We start from the raw sequence: 16,902 nt of genomic DNA on the forward strand, positions 1-16,902 counted from the left end.
GTTCAGCGGGAACGCAGCCAGTTGTCCCACGGGCGTTCCTTGTCCTTCGCGAAGGGGACGTCCGAGCGCAGCCCACGCGGAATCAATACCAACGCTTCTCCGGCGAAGCTGACGCCGATCGCCAGCTGGTACGGCCTCGCCTGTTCGTGCAGACCGAATTTCACTGCCAGCACAGTGAATCCGATCGACGCGGCGACGCCGAGCACGAACAGCGCGAGGCTCGATTTCCGGTAGCGCTGCCACAACTCGCCCTTCCTCGAATACAGCCGGATCGTCGCGCCGCGCGCCGCGCCGAAGGCGAGACCGAGCACGCAGCTGCCGCCGATCCACCACACGTCCGTGCTGGTCAGTCCCTTGAACTGGACCACCCCCACCACCCCGAGGGCGATCAGCACCACCGGCGGCGCGACGGTGTCGCGCCAGTTCAGCGGCTCGCCGACCAACCGGAACACCAGCATCACCACGACGCCGACGACCAAGCCCCCGAGCACCCATCCGCTCATCACGACCCCCAAGACCCGTTTTAGCACGCACTTGCTAAAACCATCGTGGCACCACCGTGCTATAAACACAACCGTGCCGAAGATCGTGGTGCCGGAAGACCGGCGGAAGGCCGTCAGCGAGGCCGTGGTCCGAGTGGTCCGCCGCTCCGGCGTCGAGGGCGCGACGCTCGGCAACGTGGCCAAGGAAGCGGGCCTCGCGATCGGGTCGATCCGGCATTACTTCGCCGACCACGAAGCGATGATGCTCTTCACCATGAACCAGCTCGGCCGCCGGATCGGCGAGCGCGTCGCGATCCGCGCGGACCGGCTGCTCGCCGCCGAAACAGACCGCCGGACGCTGGTCGAAGATCTGCTCTCCGAATTCCTCCCGCTCGACGACGAGCGCCGGGACGAGGCAGTGGCCTGGCTGGCGTTCACCGTCGCCGCCCGCACCCGTCCGGCGTTCCGCGCGAGCGCCGACGCACAGCACCAGAACCTGCGCGACCTGATCACGCGCATCCTGCGCGAGGCCGTCGCACTCGGCAGGCTCCCCGAAGAACTGGACCTGACCGTCGAGTCGGTCCGGCTGTCCGCCCTGCTCGACGGACTGACCATGCAGGCGGTCCTGCACCCCGAATCGACTCCGCCGGAACTGCTCCGCGAGGCGCTGCGGCAAAGCCTGCCGTAACCCGAGTCCCTTGTGGACTGACCCGCTCCGGCACGGTTCATCGCTTGTGAACGCGCTGTGAATATTGCGAATTAGCTGGTGCCGCGGTGCGCGAAACCGCGGCCGTGCCAGTCATTCTCCGGCGAATCCGGCTGTGAACACTCACACCGCGTGCCGGGGCCGTTGCTCTGCGGGAGCGGGCGAGCACACAGTGATGCTCGGCCGGGTCACCCGGCAGGCTCCCTTCCCCGTCTGGCACAAGGAGATTCGATGGATTACCGACCCACCCGGCGGACCGTCCGGATAACGGTGGCGACCGGGGCAGCCGCGCTTGCCGTGGCGCTGCTGCCGGGCACCGCGCTGGCCCAGTCGACCAACGACGCGAACCAGCCGAACGGCCTCATCAAGACCGCGACGCACACCCAGGTGCAAGAGGTCCAGCCGATCGGCGGGCGCGTGCACGCCGCGGCGCTGCCCGCCTCGAAGCAGCTCGAATACAACCAGCAGGTGCAGGAAAACGACCAGTGGTGCTGGGCCGCGGACGGCTCCAGCATCGAGCAGTCGCAGGGCGGCACCGCCACGCAGGCCGATTTCTGCGCGGCGGGCAAGGGCACCCAGTCCGGGTACTGCCCGAACGAGGGCGGCCAGATCTCGGAAATCGTGCAGGGATTCCTCGGCACCGGGTTCTCCGCGCAGAGCGCGAACGGGCCGATCAGCTACGACTCGGTCCAGAACCAGGTCAACTCCGGAATCCTGAACCTGACCGGCATCTACTGGACCTCCGGCGGCGGCCACGCCGAGGTGATCTACGGATACGACAACACGAACAACTCGATCATGGTCGGCGACCCGTGGCCGAGCTACGAGCGGTACCAGACCTGGGACTACAACCAGTACCAGAGCAACGCCCAGTTCACCTGGAACGACACCATCGTCAACATCAAGAAGGGCTGACGAGCCGCCATGGGTGAGATCTGCCGGAAGTTCGCCGCCGGCGCGGCGATCGCGGTCGCGGCGCTCCTGTCCGCCGGTCCCGCCGAGGCCGCCGGGGCCTCGTGGGTCGCGCCGCCGTCGGAGCAGGACGTCGCGGCCGCGGTCAAAGCCGCGGAAACGGCACGCGCGATCAGTTTCGCCAAGTCGAACTTCCGGCAGGTCGGCCACGCCGACCCGGGCCGGATCACCCTCTTGCCCAAGGGTTTCCCGGTCTACACGCTCAATCCGGACTTCGTCACGGAGAAGCCGGGAGCCCCGGCCGGGGTGCTGCGGTCGATCGCGGTGACGGCCACCGCGGCCACCGGCGCGAAAGCCACCCTCCGCGCCGCGCCCGACCATAACGCGCCGAGCGGCTGGTCGGTCGGGAACGTGTTGTCCGGCAACGACGAGGAGACGCTCAGCGCCCGGCTGCGCCCGGGTTCGGTGCTGCTGAACGAACCCCAGATCAACGGGTGGTACGACCTCGGCCGCGACGGCGTCGTGCTGCTGCAGGCCAGTCTTCCGCAGTCGCCGGTCGGCCAGTTCACGCCGATCGCCGAATACCAGCGGCAGGTGCATTCCCGGTACGCCGACAAACTGCCCGGTTCCGATTACCAGCGCGGCGGCGGGATCGGGTTCAAGCAGACCCTCCAGCGCGACACCGGACCGGCCGGGTCGCTGCTCGTCGGGCTGATCGTGTTCGGCTCGGCGGTGGTGCTCGGCGGCGCGTTCCTGCTGTGGCGCTGGACGAAACGGCGGATCAGTCCCAAATGAGATCGACCCCGGCGATGCCTACGCCGAGTTCCTCGAAGTAGGCGCTGACCGTGTTCCCCGGCCCGCAGAACAGCGGCTCGCGGACCAGCAGTTCGAGGTCTTCCCTCGGCCGGACGGTCCGCAGGCAGCGCGCGGGCAGCGCGGCCGGGTGGAAGCGCAGCCGCAGCAGGTACGCCGACATGCGGGAGCGCACGACCCGGTGGAAATTCCCCGGCCGGACCGAGGCGGCGGGACGCAGCGTGAACCCGAACGTGTGCGTCTCGCCCTCGGCGAGGCCCCGGTCGAAGAGCACCTCGAACACCATCCCGGACGACCGCGCGCTGCGGCGCACCCGCCCGACCCGGCAGCCGTCGACCGCGATGATCTCCGTCGCCGTGACGTCGCTGCCCTCCTCGTCCTGGTGCGTCACCAGGAAGCTGTCCGGGCCGGATCTTCGCGCGCGCACCACCATGGTCGACGAGATCTCCTCGGTGCGGCCTTGCGCGCCGAGGGTCAGCACGTCGACCACCGTCGCGACGTCGAGGTCCGCGTTCTCCTCGACGCCCGGCGTTCCGCTCAGCTCGTCGCGCAGCGCGAACGTTTCCGCCCAGCTCTGCTGGAGTTCCGGCAGCGACGGCCTGCGGTCGGCGTCCGCGGTCCGGTGCGGTCCGATCAGCACGACCAGGCTGTCCGGCGGCAGGTTCAGCACCGACTCCAGAGCGCGCACGACGTCGAGCGACCGGGGTGCGGACGGACTGCGCAGGCCGCGCTGCCAGTAACTCAGCGTGGACTCGGCGACCGACACCCCGTGCGCGGCGAGATGCGCGCGGAGCCGCGAAAGCGACAACCCGCGCCGGTCGACGGCCTCGGACAACGCGCGGTGAAACGGGCCGGACCGGACTGTTCGCGCCGACCACCGGACCGCCAAGCTCTGCTGCTGCATCTGGCTTCCCCTGCTCGTGCCGAATAGCTGTTCAGCATGAGCAGTTCGTGACCGGGCAACAACCGTCCATGGTCGAGAATCGGGCAAATCCCCTCGCTGAAGCGGGCTAGGCTCGTAGCCCAAACGGCGCAAACGGTTCCTGCTCGGACGGTTCACGGGCGAAGTAGGCCACGGCGAACTCCGTCAGGCGTTGTGCCGCTGCGGAAAGATACGCATCCGCCCGCTGCACCACGGACAGCGTCCGAGAGCAATCCGGGACGTCCAGCTCAAGCCCGACGGCCGCCTCGTCCTTGGCGGCCTGCCGGGCGACCTCCGGCACCAGGCCGATCCCCAGTCCGCTCGCGATGAGCTGGCCGGTCGCGCCGGGTTCGTCGCTTTCGCAGGAGTAGTTCGGTTCCAGGCCGGCCTCGGCGAAAAGGCGGTCGGCGAGGGTGCGCGGCCAGTAGCCGGGGCGGGTGGTCACCATGGGCTCGTTCGCGAGATCCGCCATCCGCACGCGTTTGCGTCCCGCGAGCCGGTGCGTGCTGGGCACCGCGAGCAGCACTTCCTCGCGGAGCAATTCCCGTGCCTGCAGGCCGGGTTGCCGCAGCGGTTGCGACGCGAAGCACAGGTCGACCTCGCCCGCGCACAGCTGCTGCGCCATGGTTTCCGCCGACGATTGGTACAGCCGCAGTTCGATGCCGGGATACTCGGCGCGGAAGGCGCTCATCAGGCCGGTGAGCGTGAGCAGGGTTTCCGACGCGACGGCGACCCGGCCGTGGTCCAGACCAGCCAGGTCGACGAGCTCCTGACGCGCGTCGTCGAGTTCGCGCAGGGCCCGGTCGACGCGGCGCAGGAACGTGGCGCCGAAGTGGTTGAGCCGCAGTCCCCGCCCGGCGCGTTCGAACAGCGGCACGCCGAGATCCGCCTCCAGCCGCGCGATCGCCCGGCTCAGCGACGGCTGGGCGATGTGCAGTTCGGCCGCCGCCTGACTGAGGTGGCCGCGGTAGGCGACCGCCTGGAAGTAGCGCAGCAGCAGCAGGTCCATCTCATAGCTCCGAGGTCATGAATACATGGCGAATTTGGTCTTGGACGGCATGAGAACTTCAGCTTAGCGTCTGTTCGGGGGAAGTCTTACGCGCACAAGGGGGAACGGTGACCGAAGCGGTCCTGACCCGCGGGCGGACGGTGCTGGCGGTGCTGCGGGCCGTCGTGACGGTGCACGCCGTCGCGATCCTCGGACAGCCGGTGTTCGCCGGGCGGTATCTGATCGGCGATTACGACATGCTGGCGATGCACGAACTCGGCGCGAACATCGTGTCGACGGTCGCGCTGGTGCAGCTCGTGCCTGCCGCGCTGTACTGGTGGCGCGGCGGCGTCCGATGGCCGTTCTGGACGAGCCTGCTGCTGGCCGGCGGCGAGACCGCGCAGTATTTCGCCGGGCAGGCCGGTGCGCTTGACCTGCACATTCCGCTCGGGGTCGCGCTGGTCGCGATCGCGCTCGGCACGCTGTTCGGCATCTGGCGCACCGGGGCGCGGCGATGAGCGGGATGTCGCGCCGCCGGTTTCTCGGGCTGGCGGGCGGAGCCGGAGTGGTGCTCACGGCCGGGTTCGTCACCCCGCGGTTGTTGCGTCCGGCCGCGGCCACCGGCGAGCTGCTGACCAGCGAAGTGCCGCTGCCGCACCCGTTTCAGGTGCCCTTGCCGCTGCCGCCGGTGCTGCAGCCGGTGTCCCGCGACGGCGGCGTCGACCGGTACGAGATCGTGCAGCGGGCGAGCACCGCGGAGATCCTGCCTGGCCTGCGCACGCCGATTTGGGGCTATCAGGGCATTTTCCCCGGACCGACGATCGAGTCCCGCAGCGGCCGGACCACGATCGTCCGGCACCGCAACGAACTTCCGGTGCCGACCGTCGTGCACCTGCACGGCGGACGCACGCCGCCGGAGTCGGACGGATACGCCACCGACCTCGTCCTGCCCGCCGACGGCCGATACCTCGCCAGTGCCGGGCACGGGCATTCGGGGATGGCCGACCCGGACGCCGTCGTCACCACCGGCACGCGCGAGTACACGTATCCGTTGCGGCAGAAGGCCGCGATGCTCTGGTATCACGACCACCGGATGGATTTCACCGGTCCGGCCGTGTATCGCGGACTCGCCGGGTTGCACATCGTCCGCGACGACGAGGAAGACGCCCTGCCGCTGCCGCGCGGCGAGCGAGAGCTCCCGCTCCTGATCACCGACCGCGCGTTCGCCGAGGACGGATCGATGCGGTACCCGTCGCTGGATCCTTCCCTGCGATCCGTTCCCGGGGTCGAAGATGCTTACGCGGCAGGTGTTCTCGGCGACGTGCTGCTGGTGAACGGCGCACCGTGGCCGGTCGCGGAGGTCTCGGCGACCCGGTACCGGCTGCGATTCCTCAACGGTTCCAACGCCCGCCGGTACGACCTCGCGCTCAACCCGCCACCGCCGAGCGGACCTGCTTTTACCCAGATCGGCTCGGACCAAGGTTTGCTCGACGCCCCGCGCGGCCACGAGCATCTGCCGATCGCTCCCGCCGAACGGTACGACATGGTGGTCAATTTCGGCGCCTATCCGGTCGGTACCGAGGTGACGCTGGTGAACCGGCTCGGCACTGGTTCCACCGCACAGGTCATGCGGTTTCGCGTCGCTCGCCGGGCGCAGGACGACAGCTTTGTCCCGGCTCGACTGTCCGAAGTGGAGCATCTGGACCGGGCACAAGCGACCGTGACGCGCGAGTTCGCTTTCCGAAGTGGACAGTTCAACGGCAGGCACGGCTGGACCATCGGCGGCGAAGCCTTCACCCCGACGAAAATCGCGGCCCAGCCGAAACTCGGCGACGTCGAGATCTGGCGTTTCGTCGCGGATCTGCACCATCCGATCCACCTGCACCTGGTGCACTTCCAGATACTTTCCCGCGGTGGCAAAGCACCCGCACCACACGACGCGGGCCGCAAGGACACCGTGGACCTTCAGCCCGGCGAAGCAGTCGAGGTGATCGCGCGGTTCGACGGGTACCGAGGGCGGTACATGTTCCACTGCCACAACGCGGAGCACGAGGACATGGGGATGATGGCCACGTTCAGGACCGTCTAGCCGGGACCTGGCACGAGGCCGCGGATCGTGTGAACGCCGTCCGGTCGTGCGGGCAATTACCAGCACTGGACTCCCGTCTAGTGCTATCGTGCAACGAGGGTTACAGGTACTAACGTTCAATTACCTCCTTAACTGACGATGGACTGCCGAGGCAGATCGACCCTGCGCGCCGGGACGACTGGTCTGTGAGCTGACATGAGCGCATTGCCCGAACGAGTGGCGATCATCGCCGCCGATCCGATCAGCGGCGAGGGCGCCGCCGCCTACCTGCGCGGCGCGGCCCGCTATGCCGTGCTGGCTCCCGGCGAGGTCCCGCGCGCGGACGTCCTGCTCGTGATCGTGCCGGAGGTCCGCGAGAAAACCCTGCTCGACCTGGCGCGGATCCGCCGGACCACGCTCGTCGCGGACGTGCGCGCGGTGCTGGTCGCGGACCGGATCGAGAAGGCCGAACTGAGCAGACTCGGCGGATTCGGCCTGTCCGCGGCGCTGTACCGGGGTTCCGCGACGCGCGAGAAGCTCCTGGACGCGCTGGCCGCCCGGGTGCCCGCGGGCGAACCGGAAGACGTCCGCGCGGCCAGGCTGGCGAGCGAGTTCCGCACCAGCGAGGGCGAGGCCCAGTACCCGCGCGGCCTCCTCGACCGGCACCGGTTGCAGAGCCGAGAGGTGGAAATCCTCGGCCTCCTCGCGGACGGTTTGGGCACGGTCGAAATCGCCGAGCGGCTGGCGTATTCGGAACGGACGATCAAGAACATCATCAGCACGCTCCTCGTGCGGTTCGACCTGCGAAACCGCTCGCACGCGGTCGCGTACGCGCTGCGGACCGGCATCATCTGAGCGCCCGCCCCGTTTCTCGGCCGCGCTCGGACGGCCGCGCCGGGCGGCGGGGAGTCTCGGGTTTCGCAGGCCTTGCCCGCCGGGCGCGTGAATGCAGCGAGGGGCGCGGTCGTCGCATGGCTTGCCCGCCGCGACCGCACGGCACAGCCACAAGCCCCGACTTCCGCAGACCTTGCCCGCCGCGGTCGCGCGAGATAGCGGGGAGCCTCAAGCTTTCGAGGGCCTTGCTCGCCGGGGCCCCGCGACGCAGTCCCAAAGCCTGACCTCCCGCACAACCCACCCGCCGAGGTCACGCGGCGGCCGGAAGCCTCAAGCTTGCGCGGGCCTTCTCCTCCGCGCTCGCGCGGCACAGTCAGAAGCCCGACCTCCCGCACAACCCACCCACCGGGCTCACGCGGCGGCCGGAAGCCTCAAGCATGCGCGATGCAGCCCAAACCCCAACCTCCCGCCGACCCCGCCCCCACGACCGCACAGCGCAGCCAACCGCCCACGACTTCCTGCCAAACCCCACCCGCCTCAAATCGCCCCGTTGCGAAGTGCGTAAGCGACCGCGTGCGTGCGGTTTCGCAGGTCCAGCCGTTGCGACAGATCGTGGATCACCTTCTTCACCGCACGCTCCGAGAAGTTGATTTTCTCCGCGGTTTCCGCCGTGTCGAGGCCTTCGGCCAGCAGCCGCAGTACGTCGATTTCCCGTTGTGTCAGGCCGGAACTGTGCGTCGGCCGGGGGTGGGTCGGGCGGCGGACGTGGCTGAGCGGCGTGCCCAGCGCCGCCGGGGGAAGGATTGCTCCGCCGTGCGCGGCGGTCAGCACCGCGGCCGCCAACTGCTCGCTCGACGTGCGCTCGCGGTCCAACAGGGCGACCACGTTGCACTCCACCGCGGTCAGCACCGCCGGGCCTGCGGCCTCCTCGTTGGCCAGCAGGACCACCGGAGCGTCCACAGTGGCCTTGAGCCCGCGCAACGTCGACGTCACCGCCACCGACAGCAACTCGGCCGCGACGACGACTACGTCCGCCTCGTCGGTCGCCACGGAAACTCCGGCCGGGCCTGCAGCCAGCTCCGGATCCCCGTGTCGGCAAGGGGATCCGAGGCTCGGATCAGCACCCGGACCGCTGTCTCGTTCATTGCTCCCCCTCCTGTCCGGCCCCGGAGTCAAGACCGGCGAGGCAAAGATCAGGCACAGCCAGCTGTACGCCCATGGTCCCGCGATACTGGAGCGGACGAAAGGACGCCGATGGCACGGACGGGACGCCGCCCCGGGCAGACCGAGACGCGGGAGGCCATTCTGGCCGCCGCGCGGGACCTGTTCGGGCGGAACGGCTACGAGGGCGCGACGATCCGCGCGATCGCCGCCGAGGCGGGCGTGAATCCCGCGCTCGTGCACCACTTCTTCGGCAGCAAGGACCAGGTCTTCGCGACCGCGCTGCATCTCCCGGCCGACCCCGGCGTCGTGGTCGCCGCGATCCTCGACGGGCCGCGCGCCGAGGTCGGCGAACGGCTCGTCCGGCTGTTCCTCACGCTCTGGGAAACCCCGGCCTCGCGCGACGCGTTCTTCGGCGTGCTGCGCTCGGTGTCCACCACCGAACAGGCCGCGGACATGCTGCGCGGCTTCATCCAGGGCGCGCTGCTCGACAAGATCGCCGACGCGCTCGACATCCCGCCCTTGCGGGTCACCGGCATCGCCGCCCAGCTGGTCGGGCTCGCCATGGTCCGCTACGTCATCCAGGTCGAACCTCTCGCCGGGGCCTCGCACGAGGACGTCGTCGCGTTGATCGCTCCGGCGGTGCAGCAGTACGTCGACCGCACCTGACCTCGGCTGATCCGCCAGTCCGCGCTTGACAGGGAAATTCCGCGCGCGCAGAATTAACCGCATGATTAATTCCGCGGTGGTCATCGACGGCCTGCGCGTCGTCCGCGGTGGCCGGGAAGTGCTGCGCGACGTGAGCTTCCGCGTCGAGCCCGGTTCGGTCACCGGGCTGCTCGGACCGAGCGGCTGCGGGAAGACCACGTTGATGCGCGCCGTCGTCGGCGTGCAGGTGACCCACGGCGGCACGGTCACGGTGCTCGGCGAACCCGCCGGAAGCCGCCGGTTGCGCAAGCGGATCGGGTACGCCACGCAGGCGCCGGCGGTCTACGCCGACCTCACGGTCACCGAATCCCTGCGCTACTTCGCCGCCGTGCTGGGCGCGCCGGCCCGGTCGGTGAGCGACGCGATCGAGCAGGTCGGCCTCGGTTCGCACGCGGACGCACTGGTCGGGCGGCTCTCCGGCGGCCAGCGCAGCCGCGCGAGCCTCGCCGTCGCGCTGCTCGGCGAACCCGAGCTGCTCGTGCTCGACGAGCCGACCGTGGGGCTGGATCCGTTGCTGCGCGAGCATTTGTGGAACGTTTTCCATCGCCTCGCCGCGGACGGCACCACGCTTCTGGTGTCCAGCCACGTCATGGACGAGGCCGCCCGGTGCACCCGGCTGCTGCTGATGCGCGACGGTGCGCTGCTCGCCGACGATTCTCCGGACGCCCTGCGCGCGGCCACCGGCGAACAAGACCTCGAACGCGCGTTCCTGCACCTCGTGAAGGCTCAGCGATGACTGCCTCGATCACTCTCGCCACCACTCGCCGCATCCTCGCCCAGCTGCGGCACGACCCGCGCACGGTCGTGATGCTCATCCTCGTGCCGACGCTGCTGATGGTGTTGCTGCGCTTCGTGTTCAACTCAGCTGAGGTGTTCAGCCGGATCGCGCCGGCACTGCTCGGCGTGTTCCCGTTCGTGATCATGTTCCTGATCGCGTCGATCACGACCCTGCGCGAACGCACCGCGGGCACCCTGGAACGGCTGATGACGTTGCCGCTGGGGAAATTCGACCTGCTCGCCGGGTACGCGCTGGCGTTCGGCCTGGTCGCGGTGCTGCAGGTGGCGGTCGCGACAGCGGTCAGCCTGTGGTGGCTCGGGCTGACGGTGGCCGGTTCGGTGTGGTCGCTGCTGTTGATCACCGCACTCGACGCGTTGCTCGGCATGGCGCTGGGGCTGTTCGTGAGCGCGTTCGCGACGAGCGAGTTCCAGGCGGTGCAGTTCATGCCGCTGTTCGTGCTGCCGCAAGCCTTGCTGTGCGGGCTTTTCCAGCCGCGCGACCAGATGGGCTGGGTGCTGCACTGGCTGTCGGACGTGATGCCGCTGTCCTACGCCGTCGAAGCGCTCACCCAGGTGACGCACAGCTCGGCCTGGACGACATCGTTGACCCGCAACATCCTCATCGTGCTCGGCTGCGCGGTGCTGGCGTTGGGACTCGGCGCGGCGACGCTGCGCCGTCGCACGCCTTAAAGCCGCCGAGCCGCTGCCTCGTAAGCCGCGCGGTTGCGGTTGAGCCATTTCGCGAAGTACTGATCGGACTGCGCGTAGACGTATCCCGGCGGGACGAACAAAACCGCGAAGACCACGAAGGTACCGAGCCCGATGATCGCCAGCTTCAGCTCAGCGTCCGAGGGCGGAGAGGACATAAAGGACAGTCCACATACGACGGCCGTCAAACAACCCATCCCCGCCGCGGCAAAGAAAGCTCCCCGCACGTTCCCCGGCGTTCGACCGGCGGGCGGATGCGAACCAGGATTCAACGCGCGTTCGGTCGCCGGCCTGGCACGCCAGATCAAGACTCCGCCGAGCCACAAAACCGCGAAGAAGACACCGCCGCCCGCCAGGCTGAACCCTCCCGCGGCGGAATGCGCCAGCATCCCGACCAGGAGCCCGCTGAGACCGAAGAGCCCGGCGAGGCTGGCCGTCATCACGCGGTAGACCCGGCGCATGGTGACGATCGCCTGCAGCCGGGTGGTGTAGTCGCGCAGCCGTTGTTCGGGGGTGTCCGCGACCGCGCGGACCTGGTACCCGCTCATGGCTTCCGCACGAACCCGGCCGCGCGGAGCCGTTCGGTCTCGCGGACGTCGATGCTCGTGCGGACCCCGTTCGTCACGGTGACGTCGCCGTTCAGCACACCCAGCGCGATGATCACGAAGCCGAGCGTGCGTATCAGCATCGCCCAGCCCGCCTTCCAGAGCCCGATCCGGCCGCCGTCGCGGAGCCGGACCAGGCGAATGCCGTTGAACAACGCGCCGAGGCCGCGTCCGTTGCCGTAGAACCAGCCGTACAGCAGCGGCAGGACGAACAGCCCCGCGATCCCGATCACGCTCGCCCCGACCGCGGCGTCGACGGCGTTCGACTTCGCGTAGTACGCCACCGCCGCGGCCACCGAGAGGCCGGTGACCAGGAGGAAGTCGACCAGCCACGCCCAGATCGTGGACGCGGTGCGCGCCTCGACATACAGGTCGCCGTTCTCGAAGGCGCGGATCCGCGCCGCCGCGCCCTTGCCCAGGGCAGGCTCGGCCTGCGTGCGGAGGCTGGCCAGGACGTCTTGCTGAGTGTTCACGCCATCCTCGACGCCGATCGGGGGCCGGAGGTTCCCCGGACCGGCACACCTCACCCGGGCTCAGGCGAAGCTGTAATCCTCCAGCGGGAACCGCACCGCCTCGCGGTGCGCGCTGATCGTAGACGTCGGACGCAGCAGGGTCGCCTCGCCGTGCTGGTTGAAGTAGTAGCTGTTGGCCGTCGCGCACTGGCCGAGCGCGAACACCGAGTGCCCGACCTTGTGTTTCATCCGGTCCAGGAACTCGTCGTTCGCCCGCTGGGTCACCTCGAACACGTCCGAGCCGCGGGCGCGCATCCCCTTGAACAGCCGGTCGATGTGCTTCATCTGGCATTCGATGGTCGTGAAGTACGACAGGCCGCTGTAGGAATACGGGCTGTTCAGCGAAACCAGGTTCGGGAAGCCGGGCACGGTCACGCCCTCGTACGCCTGGAACCGGTTGTCGCGCCACCATTTGCCGAGGTTCTTGCCGTCCCGGCCGATGATCTCGATCGCCGGGAAGTTCGTGTCCCACAGGTTGAAGCCGGTGGCCAGCACGAGCGTGTCGATCTCGGTGCGCTTGCCGTCCGCGGTGACGATCCCGGACTCGTCGATCCGCTCGATGCTGGTGGTTTCGAGATGCACGTGCGGACGGGTGAAGGCCGGGAAGTAGTCGTTGGAGAACGCCGGCCGCTTGCAGCCGAAGGAGTAGTCCGGCGTCAGCTTGCGGCGCAGTTCCGGGTCGCGGACCTGGCGGTACAGATGCGCGCGGCACCAGCGTTCGGCGATCCGGTTGGCCCCGCGGAACTGCCGGTACTGCACGACGCCGGAGATCATCATCAGCTCCAGGATCGAACTGCCCGCCAGCCGCACCGCGCGCTGCACCAGCGGCAGTTTCGCGAACGCCTGCTGCACCGGCTTCGGCACGGCGTAGTCCGGCTTCGGGCTGACCCAGATCGGCGTGCGCTGGTAGACCGTCAGTTCCGCGGCGGCCTTGGCGATCTCCGGGATGAGCTGGACGGCCGTCGCGCCGGTGCCGATCACCGCGGCGCGTTTGCCGGTCAGGTCGTAGCTGTCGTCCCACTGCGTGGTGTGGATGACCTTGCCCGCGAACTTCTCGATGCCCTCGATGTCCGGCATCTTCGGCTGAGAGAGGAACCCGGTGGCGGTGAGCAGGTACTTCGCGGTGACCGTCTCGCCGCCTTCGATGCTGACCCGCCAGCTGGAGCCGTCCCAGGTCGCGCCGGTCACCACCGTGCCGAAGCGCATCGAGGCGCGCAGGCCGTACTTGTCGGCGACGTGCTCGGCGTACTTCTTCAGCTCCGCGCCCGGCGCGAACAGCCGCGACCAGTACGGATTCGGTTCGAACGAGTAGGAGTAGGTGGACGACGGGATGTCGACGGCCAGCCCCGGATACCGGTTCACGTGCCAGGTCCCGCCGAGGTCGTCCTCGCGGTCGAGAATCAGCAGGTCGCGGTAGCCGAGGCGGCGCAGCTGGATGGCCGCCCCCATGCCCCCGAAGCCCGCGCCGACGATGACTGCGTCGTACTGCGCGTCCATGTCCGACCTCTCGTCCGGAACTACTTGTCAGTAACGGAACGGTATGTCACTTGGCCGAGCTTGGCAATACACTGCAGTGCGTGACAGCCCAGGAGAGCGCCCGCACCACCCGAGCCGAGCGCAAGAAGCAGGAACTGCGCCGCGAGATCATCGACGCGGCGTTCGACTGCTTCGCCGACCTCGGCTACCACGCCACGGGCATCTCCGACATCGCCACGAAGCTCGGCATCGGGCACGGCACCTTCTACCGCTACTTCCAGAACAAGCGCGACATCGTGGACCACGTCATCGACGACCTGGTCGCCCGCATCGTCACCGCGCTCACCGCGGAGAACGCGCCGGACGCGGTGTCTACTTTGGACGCTTACCGCGAGCAGACCGCGCGGATCGGCGACGCGCTGGCGCAGATCTTCGGCGAGGACCCGCGCGTCCCGCGGCTGCTGCTCTTCGAAGCCGCCGGTATCGACAAAGCGATGGCGGCGCGGGTACTGGACTTCTTCGAACTGGCCACCGAGCTGACCGCGGCGTACCTGTCGCACGGCGTCGAACTCGGGTACCTGCGCGCGGATCTCGACATCGAGAACAGCGCGCGGGCGATCAACGGCATGATCCTGGCGTCGGCGATCGCCTCGCTGCGCAATCCGGACCCCGACGAACAGCGCCGGTTGAGCGAGGCCGTGCGGCGGATGATGTACGACGGGATCGCGGCTAGGCGAGACTGATCTCGGTCAGCTTGTCGGGGTTGCGCACGAAACACAGCGTCGACACGCCCTTTGCTCCGGCTCGCACCGTGACGGTGGTCGTCGCCTTGCCGTCCTGCAGGAAAACCGCGCCAGCGCTGCCGTTGATGATCGCCGGGACGATCGTCACCTCCTCCATCGTGGAGATTCCGAGGAGGAACCGCGCGATCCGGTCCGGTCCGAACAACGGCTTGCGCGCGGCCAGCACCTTGCCGCCGCCGTCGGAGTACAGGACCGCGTCCGGCGCGAGCAACGCGGCGACCCTCTCGATCTCGCCGGACAGCACCGCGTCGGCCAGCTTCGCCAGCGCCTCGGCGTCGCGCTTTCCCTGATCCGGCAAGGAATCGCCGATCGCCGAGGTCACCGCCCGTTGCGCGCGCGAGACGAGTTGGCGGGCCGCGACGGGCGTCGTCTCCAGTACCTCGGCGACCGACGGGTAGTCGACGTCGAGGACCTTGCGCAGAACATACGCGGCCGCCTGCTCCGGCGTCAACGTGCTGAGCACGAAGTCGAGCGCCTGGCCCAGACCGTCGCGATGCAGCACCTCCCACTCCGGCGAATCCCCTTCGACCACCGGGTCCGGCAGCCAGGGATCGGGGTAGTTCTCGCGCCGGCGCCGCTGCGCGCGAACCGCGTTGAGCGCCAGCCGCGACACCATCACGGACAGAAACGCGTGCGGCTTGCGGACCGTGGCGAGGTCCGCCCGGGACCAGGTTTCCCACGCGTCCTGCACGACGTCCTCCGCGTCGTGGCGCGATCCGGTGATGTGGAAGGCGGCGGCGAGCATCGTCGACCGATGCGCGGTGAAGACGGCACCGTGGTCCATGCCGGCCAACTCTAGGCGCCGGCCGGCCACGAGTAGCGACCCGCGCGGTCCCGTTCCTGGGTCAGCCATCGCACGGTCATCCGGCAGATCGTCTCCTTGACGAGCCCGCCTGCCCGCCCGTCGATCGCGAGCGCGCGCTCGGTGTCGTCCGGATGCAGGAACTGGACGCGACCTCGTCCGCTGCCGAGATCGGTGCACTGGAGGACGTAGCCCATCCGGAACGCTTCCCCGGCCCGCCCTTCGCGGCGCGCGGTGAGAACGTCGGCGGCGTGGGCGCCCATCGGCAACGCCGTCGCGCACGCGGCGCGAAGGTAACTGGGCGATGCGAGGTGCACGGCGTCGCCCGCGCCGAGGACGTTCGGGTGTCCGGGGACGGTGAGCTGCTCGTCCACCAGCAAGCGGCCGAAGCCGTCGACCGGCAGTCCCGAATCGGCGGCGAGGCTCGGCACGGTGAAGCCGGTGGTGTCCACGACGAGCCCGTCGAGCGCGGCCGGATCGACGCGTCGGCCAAGCTCGATCTCGACCCCTTGTTTGGCGAGAAACCGCAGGTGCGCCTGGATCGCACGGCGTTCTGGGGCAGTGGAGACCAGCTTCACCGCGCGTCCGGCCTCGCGCAGTGCCCCGGCCAGCTCGACGCCGGTCAGGCCCGCGCCGACGACGGTGACCGGCGCGTCCGGTGCCTCGGCGAGGGCGGCGCGGAACCGTCCGGATTCCTCCTCGGAGACGATCCGGTAGGCGCCGTTGTGGTCGCTGGCCCCGGATCCGACCGCGTAAACGAGGGTGTCGTAGGGCAGGTTTTCGCCGGAGGCCAGCTGGACCTTGCCGTCGCCGATCTTGGTCGCAGTGTCGCGGACGACCTCGACGGCCGGGTTCAGCACGGTTTCCAGGTCGAGCCGGGCGTTCTCCCGGAGGCCAGTTGCCACGCGGTGCAGGCGAATCCGCTCGACGAACCACGCATTCGGCGTGACCAGCACCACTTCTTCGCCGCGCCCCGCCAGCCGGTTCGCGGCCATGACCCCGGCGTATCCCCCGCCGAGCACTGTCGTCGTCATGCGGTCCTCCTCCGCTCTCGGGTGTTCGGCAGATGGACACCGGGCGCGGAAGATCTGTGACAGCTTCAGAGACGGAGGGACAGGTACGTGCTGTTCGGGTCGTCTCGGTAGCTTCCGAACGGTGCGCACGGGGTGAAGCCCGCTCGCGTATACAGAGCGCGGGCCGGGGCGAAGAAGTCCATGCTGCCGGTCTCCAGGGAGACGCGTTCGATGCCGCGGTCTTTGGCGTCCTGGAGCAGGTGATCGAGCAGCGTGCGAGCGATGCCTTGCCCGCGGCGAGCGGGGTCGGTGCGCATGCTTTTCAGTTCCTCGTGCCGGGGTTCCAGCGCGGCCAGGGCGGCGGTGCCGACCAGGTGCTGGCCGTCTCGGACGGTCCAGAGCCGGATGCCGGGACGCTGGAGCGCGGCCAGATCGAGGGCGTGGCGGCTCTCCGGCGGAGCGGTCGGAGCGAGATCGTCCAGGTGGGCCTGCAGGAAGGTGCGGAGTTGCGGGTTCGCGAAGTCGGCTCGCTCGATCACCAGGGGCATGGCTCCAGGCTGCCCGGCGGATGTTTCGGGGCGGTTAGCGCCCGAGGTGACGTTGAGCGCACCC

At 69.2% G+C, this 16,902-nt stretch carries 20 protein-coding genes; 10 read left to right on the forward strand and 10 right to left on the reverse strand.

Features of this window, described 5'->3' with window-relative positions; translation table 11 throughout:
- Positions 1–2: 2 nt before the first annotated feature.
- Positions 3–503: a hypothetical protein gene (locus tag SSMG_RS31185; protein WP_037718289.1), complete on the reverse strand. Its 501-nt coding sequence runs from the start codon at positions 501–503 to the stop codon at positions 3–5.
- Between the two features lie 73 nt (positions 504–576).
- Here SSMG_RS31185 and SSMG_RS31190 point away from each other — a divergent pair, with 73 nt between their 5' ends.
- The 3 genes from SSMG_RS31190 (at position 577) to SSMG_RS31200 (ending at position 2,895) form a co-directional block, all read left to right on the forward strand.
- Positions 577–1,170: a TetR/AcrR family transcriptional regulator gene (locus tag SSMG_RS31190; RefSeq protein ID WP_037715434.1), complete on the forward strand. Its 594-nt coding sequence runs from the start codon at positions 577–579 to the stop codon at positions 1,168–1,170.
- A 249-nt stretch (positions 1,171–1,419) separates the two neighbouring features.
- Positions 1,420–2,103, forward strand: coding sequence for a papain-like cysteine protease family protein (locus SSMG_RS31195; RefSeq protein WP_050788326.1), 684 nt, complete (start codon positions 1,420–1,422; stop codon positions 2,101–2,103).
- Between the two features lie 9 nt (positions 2,104–2,112).
- Entirely contained in the window at positions 2,113–2,895 is a 783-nt protein-coding gene (locus tag SSMG_RS31200; RefSeq protein WP_009082689.1) for a hypothetical protein, read from the forward strand.
- Here SSMG_RS31200 and SSMG_RS31205 read toward each other — a convergent pair.
- Together SSMG_RS31205 and SSMG_RS31210 are read right to left on the reverse strand one after the other, a co-directional pair.
- The gene (locus tag SSMG_RS31205; protein ID WP_050788327.1) at positions 2,882–3,817 is read right to left on the reverse strand and encodes a helix-turn-helix transcriptional regulator; all 936 of its coding nucleotides are present in this window, start codon (positions 3,815–3,817) and stop codon (positions 2,882–2,884) included. The genes SSMG_RS31200 and SSMG_RS31205 overlap by 14 nt on opposite strands.
- A 106-nt stretch (positions 3,818–3,923) precedes the next feature.
- Positions 3,924–4,844, reverse strand: coding sequence for a LysR family transcriptional regulator (locus tag SSMG_RS31210; protein ID WP_009082691.1), 921 nt, complete (start codon positions 4,842–4,844; stop codon positions 3,924–3,926).
- Between the two features lie 107 nt (positions 4,845–4,951).
- Here SSMG_RS31210 and SSMG_RS31215 point away from each other — a divergent pair, with 107 nt between their 5' ends.
- The 3 genes from SSMG_RS31215 to SSMG_RS31225 all read left to right on the forward strand — a co-directional run bounded on the left by SSMG_RS31215 (position 4,952) and on the right by SSMG_RS31225 (position 7,746).
- Positions 4,952–5,341, forward strand: coding sequence for a hypothetical protein (locus SSMG_RS31215; protein ID WP_009082693.1), 390 nt, complete (start codon positions 4,952–4,954; stop codon positions 5,339–5,341).
- Entirely contained in the window at positions 5,338–6,912 is a 1,575-nt protein-coding gene (locus SSMG_RS31220; protein ID WP_037715436.1) for a multicopper oxidase family protein, read from the forward strand. Before SSMG_RS31215 ends, SSMG_RS31220 begins: the two co-directional genes overlap by 4 nt.
- Positions 6,913–7,107: 195 nt before the next feature.
- Positions 7,108–7,746 (forward strand): LuxR C-terminal-related transcriptional regulator, encoded by a 639-nt coding sequence (locus SSMG_RS31225; protein WP_009082696.1) that lies wholly within the window; start codon positions 7,108–7,110, stop codon positions 7,744–7,746.
- 516 nt (positions 7,747–8,262) lie between these two features.
- On the opposite strand, the gene SSMG_RS31230 is transcribed toward SSMG_RS31225, so the two are convergent.
- Positions 8,263–8,775: a response regulator transcription factor gene (locus tag SSMG_RS31230; protein WP_009082698.1), complete on the reverse strand. Its 513-nt coding sequence runs from the start codon at positions 8,773–8,775 to the stop codon at positions 8,263–8,265.
- 204 nt (positions 8,776–8,979) lie between these two features.
- Between SSMG_RS31230 and SSMG_RS31235 the strand changes: the two genes are divergently transcribed.
- The 3 genes from SSMG_RS31235 (at position 8,980) to SSMG_RS31245 (ending at position 11,061) form a co-directional block, all read left to right on the forward strand.
- Positions 8,980–9,555: a TetR family transcriptional regulator gene (locus SSMG_RS31235; protein WP_009082699.1), complete on the forward strand. Its 576-nt coding sequence runs from the start codon at positions 8,980–8,982 to the stop codon at positions 9,553–9,555.
- A gap of 61 nt (positions 9,556–9,616) precedes the next feature.
- Positions 9,617–10,330: an ABC transporter ATP-binding protein gene (locus tag SSMG_RS31240; RefSeq protein ID WP_009082701.1), complete on the forward strand. Its 714-nt coding sequence runs from the start codon at positions 9,617–9,619 to the stop codon at positions 10,328–10,330.
- Complete coding sequence (locus tag SSMG_RS31245; RefSeq protein WP_009082703.1) at positions 10,327–11,061, forward strand: ABC transporter permease; 735 nt, start codon at positions 10,327–10,329, stop codon at positions 11,059–11,061. Before SSMG_RS31240 ends, SSMG_RS31245 begins: the two co-directional genes overlap by 4 nt.
- Here SSMG_RS31245 and SSMG_RS31250 read toward each other — a convergent pair.
- Genes SSMG_RS31250 through SSMG_RS31260 form a run of 3 tightly spaced genes read right to left on the reverse strand, consistent with a single transcriptional unit; the run spans position 11,058 to position 13,693 of the window.
- Positions 11,058–11,627 (reverse strand): hypothetical protein, encoded by a 570-nt coding sequence (locus SSMG_RS31250; protein WP_009082704.1) that lies wholly within the window; start codon positions 11,625–11,627, stop codon positions 11,058–11,060. The genes SSMG_RS31245 and SSMG_RS31250 overlap by 4 nt on opposite strands.
- A complete protein-coding gene (locus SSMG_RS31255; protein ID WP_063631982.1) occupies positions 11,624–12,157 on the reverse strand; it encodes an RDD family protein in 534 nt (177 codons plus the stop codon). The genes SSMG_RS31250 and SSMG_RS31255 overlap by 4 nt, the downstream gene beginning before the upstream one ends.
- A 60-nt stretch (positions 12,158–12,217) precedes the next feature.
- Positions 12,218–13,693, reverse strand: a complete 1,476-nt coding sequence (locus SSMG_RS31260) for an NAD(P)/FAD-dependent oxidoreductase (RefSeq protein WP_009082706.1) — start codon at positions 13,691–13,693, stop codon at positions 12,218–12,220.
- A gap of 80 nt (positions 13,694–13,773) precedes the next feature.
- On the opposite strand from SSMG_RS31260, the gene SSMG_RS31265 reads away from it, so the two are divergent.
- Positions 13,774–14,415 (forward strand): TetR/AcrR family transcriptional regulator, encoded by a 642-nt coding sequence (locus SSMG_RS31265; protein ID WP_009082708.1) that lies wholly within the window; start codon positions 13,774–13,776, stop codon positions 14,413–14,415.
- Here the strand turns inward: SSMG_RS31265 and SSMG_RS31270 are convergent.
- The 3 genes from SSMG_RS31270 to SSMG_RS31280 form a co-directional block, all read right to left on the reverse strand.
- Complete coding sequence (locus SSMG_RS31270) at positions 14,402–15,259, reverse strand: sigma factor (RefSeq protein WP_009082710.1); 858 nt, start codon at positions 15,257–15,259, stop codon at positions 14,402–14,404. The two genes, SSMG_RS31265 and SSMG_RS31270, sit on opposite strands and share 14 nt — an antisense overlap.
- Positions 15,260–15,270: 11 nt before the next feature.
- Positions 15,271–16,311, reverse strand: coding sequence for an NAD(P)/FAD-dependent oxidoreductase (locus SSMG_RS31275; protein WP_050788329.1), 1,041 nt, complete (start codon positions 16,309–16,311; stop codon positions 15,271–15,273).
- 65 nt (positions 16,312–16,376) lie between these two features.
- Positions 16,377–16,838 (reverse strand): GNAT family N-acetyltransferase, encoded by a 462-nt coding sequence (locus SSMG_RS31280; RefSeq protein WP_037715442.1) that lies wholly within the window; start codon positions 16,836–16,838, stop codon positions 16,377–16,379.
- Positions 16,839–16,902 lie beyond the last annotated feature (64 nt).

Origin of the sequence: Streptomyces sp. AA4 (assembly GCF_000158875.1) — a bacterium.
GTDB lineage: Bacteria > Actinomycetota > Actinomycetes > Mycobacteriales > Pseudonocardiaceae > Amycolatopsis.

Excerpts from the sequence above, each read along its gene's own strand:
- SSMG_RS31220 (WP_037715436.1), top strand. The coding sequence starts at position 5,338 with ATGAGCGGGATGTCGCGCCGCCGGTTTCTCGGGCTGGCGGGCGGAGCC.
- SSMG_RS31275 (WP_050788329.1), bottom strand. The coding sequence starts at position 16,311 with ATGACGACGACAGTGCTCGGCGGGGGATACGCCGGGGTCATGGCCGCG.
- SSMG_RS31280 (WP_037715442.1), bottom strand. The coding sequence starts at position 16,838 with ATGCCCCTGGTGATCGAGCGAGCCGACTTCGCGAACCCGCAACTCCGC.
- SSMG_RS31240 (WP_009082701.1), top strand. The coding sequence starts at position 9,617 with ATGATTAATTCCGCGGTGGTCATCGACGGCCTGCGCGTCGTCCGCGGT.
- SSMG_RS31225 (WP_009082696.1), top strand. The coding sequence starts at position 7,108 with ATGAGCGCATTGCCCGAACGAGTGGCGATCATCGCCGCCGATCCGATC.
- SSMG_RS31205 (WP_050788327.1), bottom strand. The coding sequence starts at position 3,817 with ATGCAGCAGCAGAGCTTGGCGGTCCGGTGGTCGGCGCGAACAGTCCGG.
- SSMG_RS31260 (WP_009082706.1), bottom strand. The coding sequence starts at position 13,693 with ATGGACGCGCAGTACGACGCAGTCATCGTCGGCGCGGGCTTCGGGGGC.
- SSMG_RS31270 (WP_009082710.1), bottom strand. The coding sequence starts at position 15,259 with ATGGACCACGGTGCCGTCTTCACCGCGCATCGGTCGACGATGCTCGCC.
- SSMG_RS31195 (WP_050788326.1), top strand. The coding sequence starts at position 1,420 with ATGGATTACCGACCCACCCGGCGGACCGTCCGGATAACGGTGGCGACC.
- SSMG_RS31210 (WP_009082691.1), bottom strand. The coding sequence starts at position 4,844 with ATGGACCTGCTGCTGCTGCGCTACTTCCAGGCGGTCGCCTACCGCGGC.
- SSMG_RS31235 (WP_009082699.1), top strand. The coding sequence starts at position 8,980 with ATGGCACGGACGGGACGCCGCCCCGGGCAGACCGAGACGCGGGAGGCC.
- SSMG_RS31250 (WP_009082704.1), bottom strand. The coding sequence starts at position 11,627 with ATGAGCGGGTACCAGGTCCGCGCGGTCGCGGACACCCCCGAACAACGG.
- SSMG_RS31200 (WP_009082689.1), top strand. The coding sequence starts at position 2,113 with ATGGGTGAGATCTGCCGGAAGTTCGCCGCCGGCGCGGCGATCGCGGTC.
- SSMG_RS31245 (WP_009082703.1), top strand. The coding sequence starts at position 10,327 with ATGACTGCCTCGATCACTCTCGCCACCACTCGCCGCATCCTCGCCCAG.
- SSMG_RS31185 (WP_037718289.1), bottom strand. The coding sequence starts at position 503 with ATGAGCGGATGGGTGCTCGGGGGCTTGGTCGTCGGCGTCGTGGTGATG.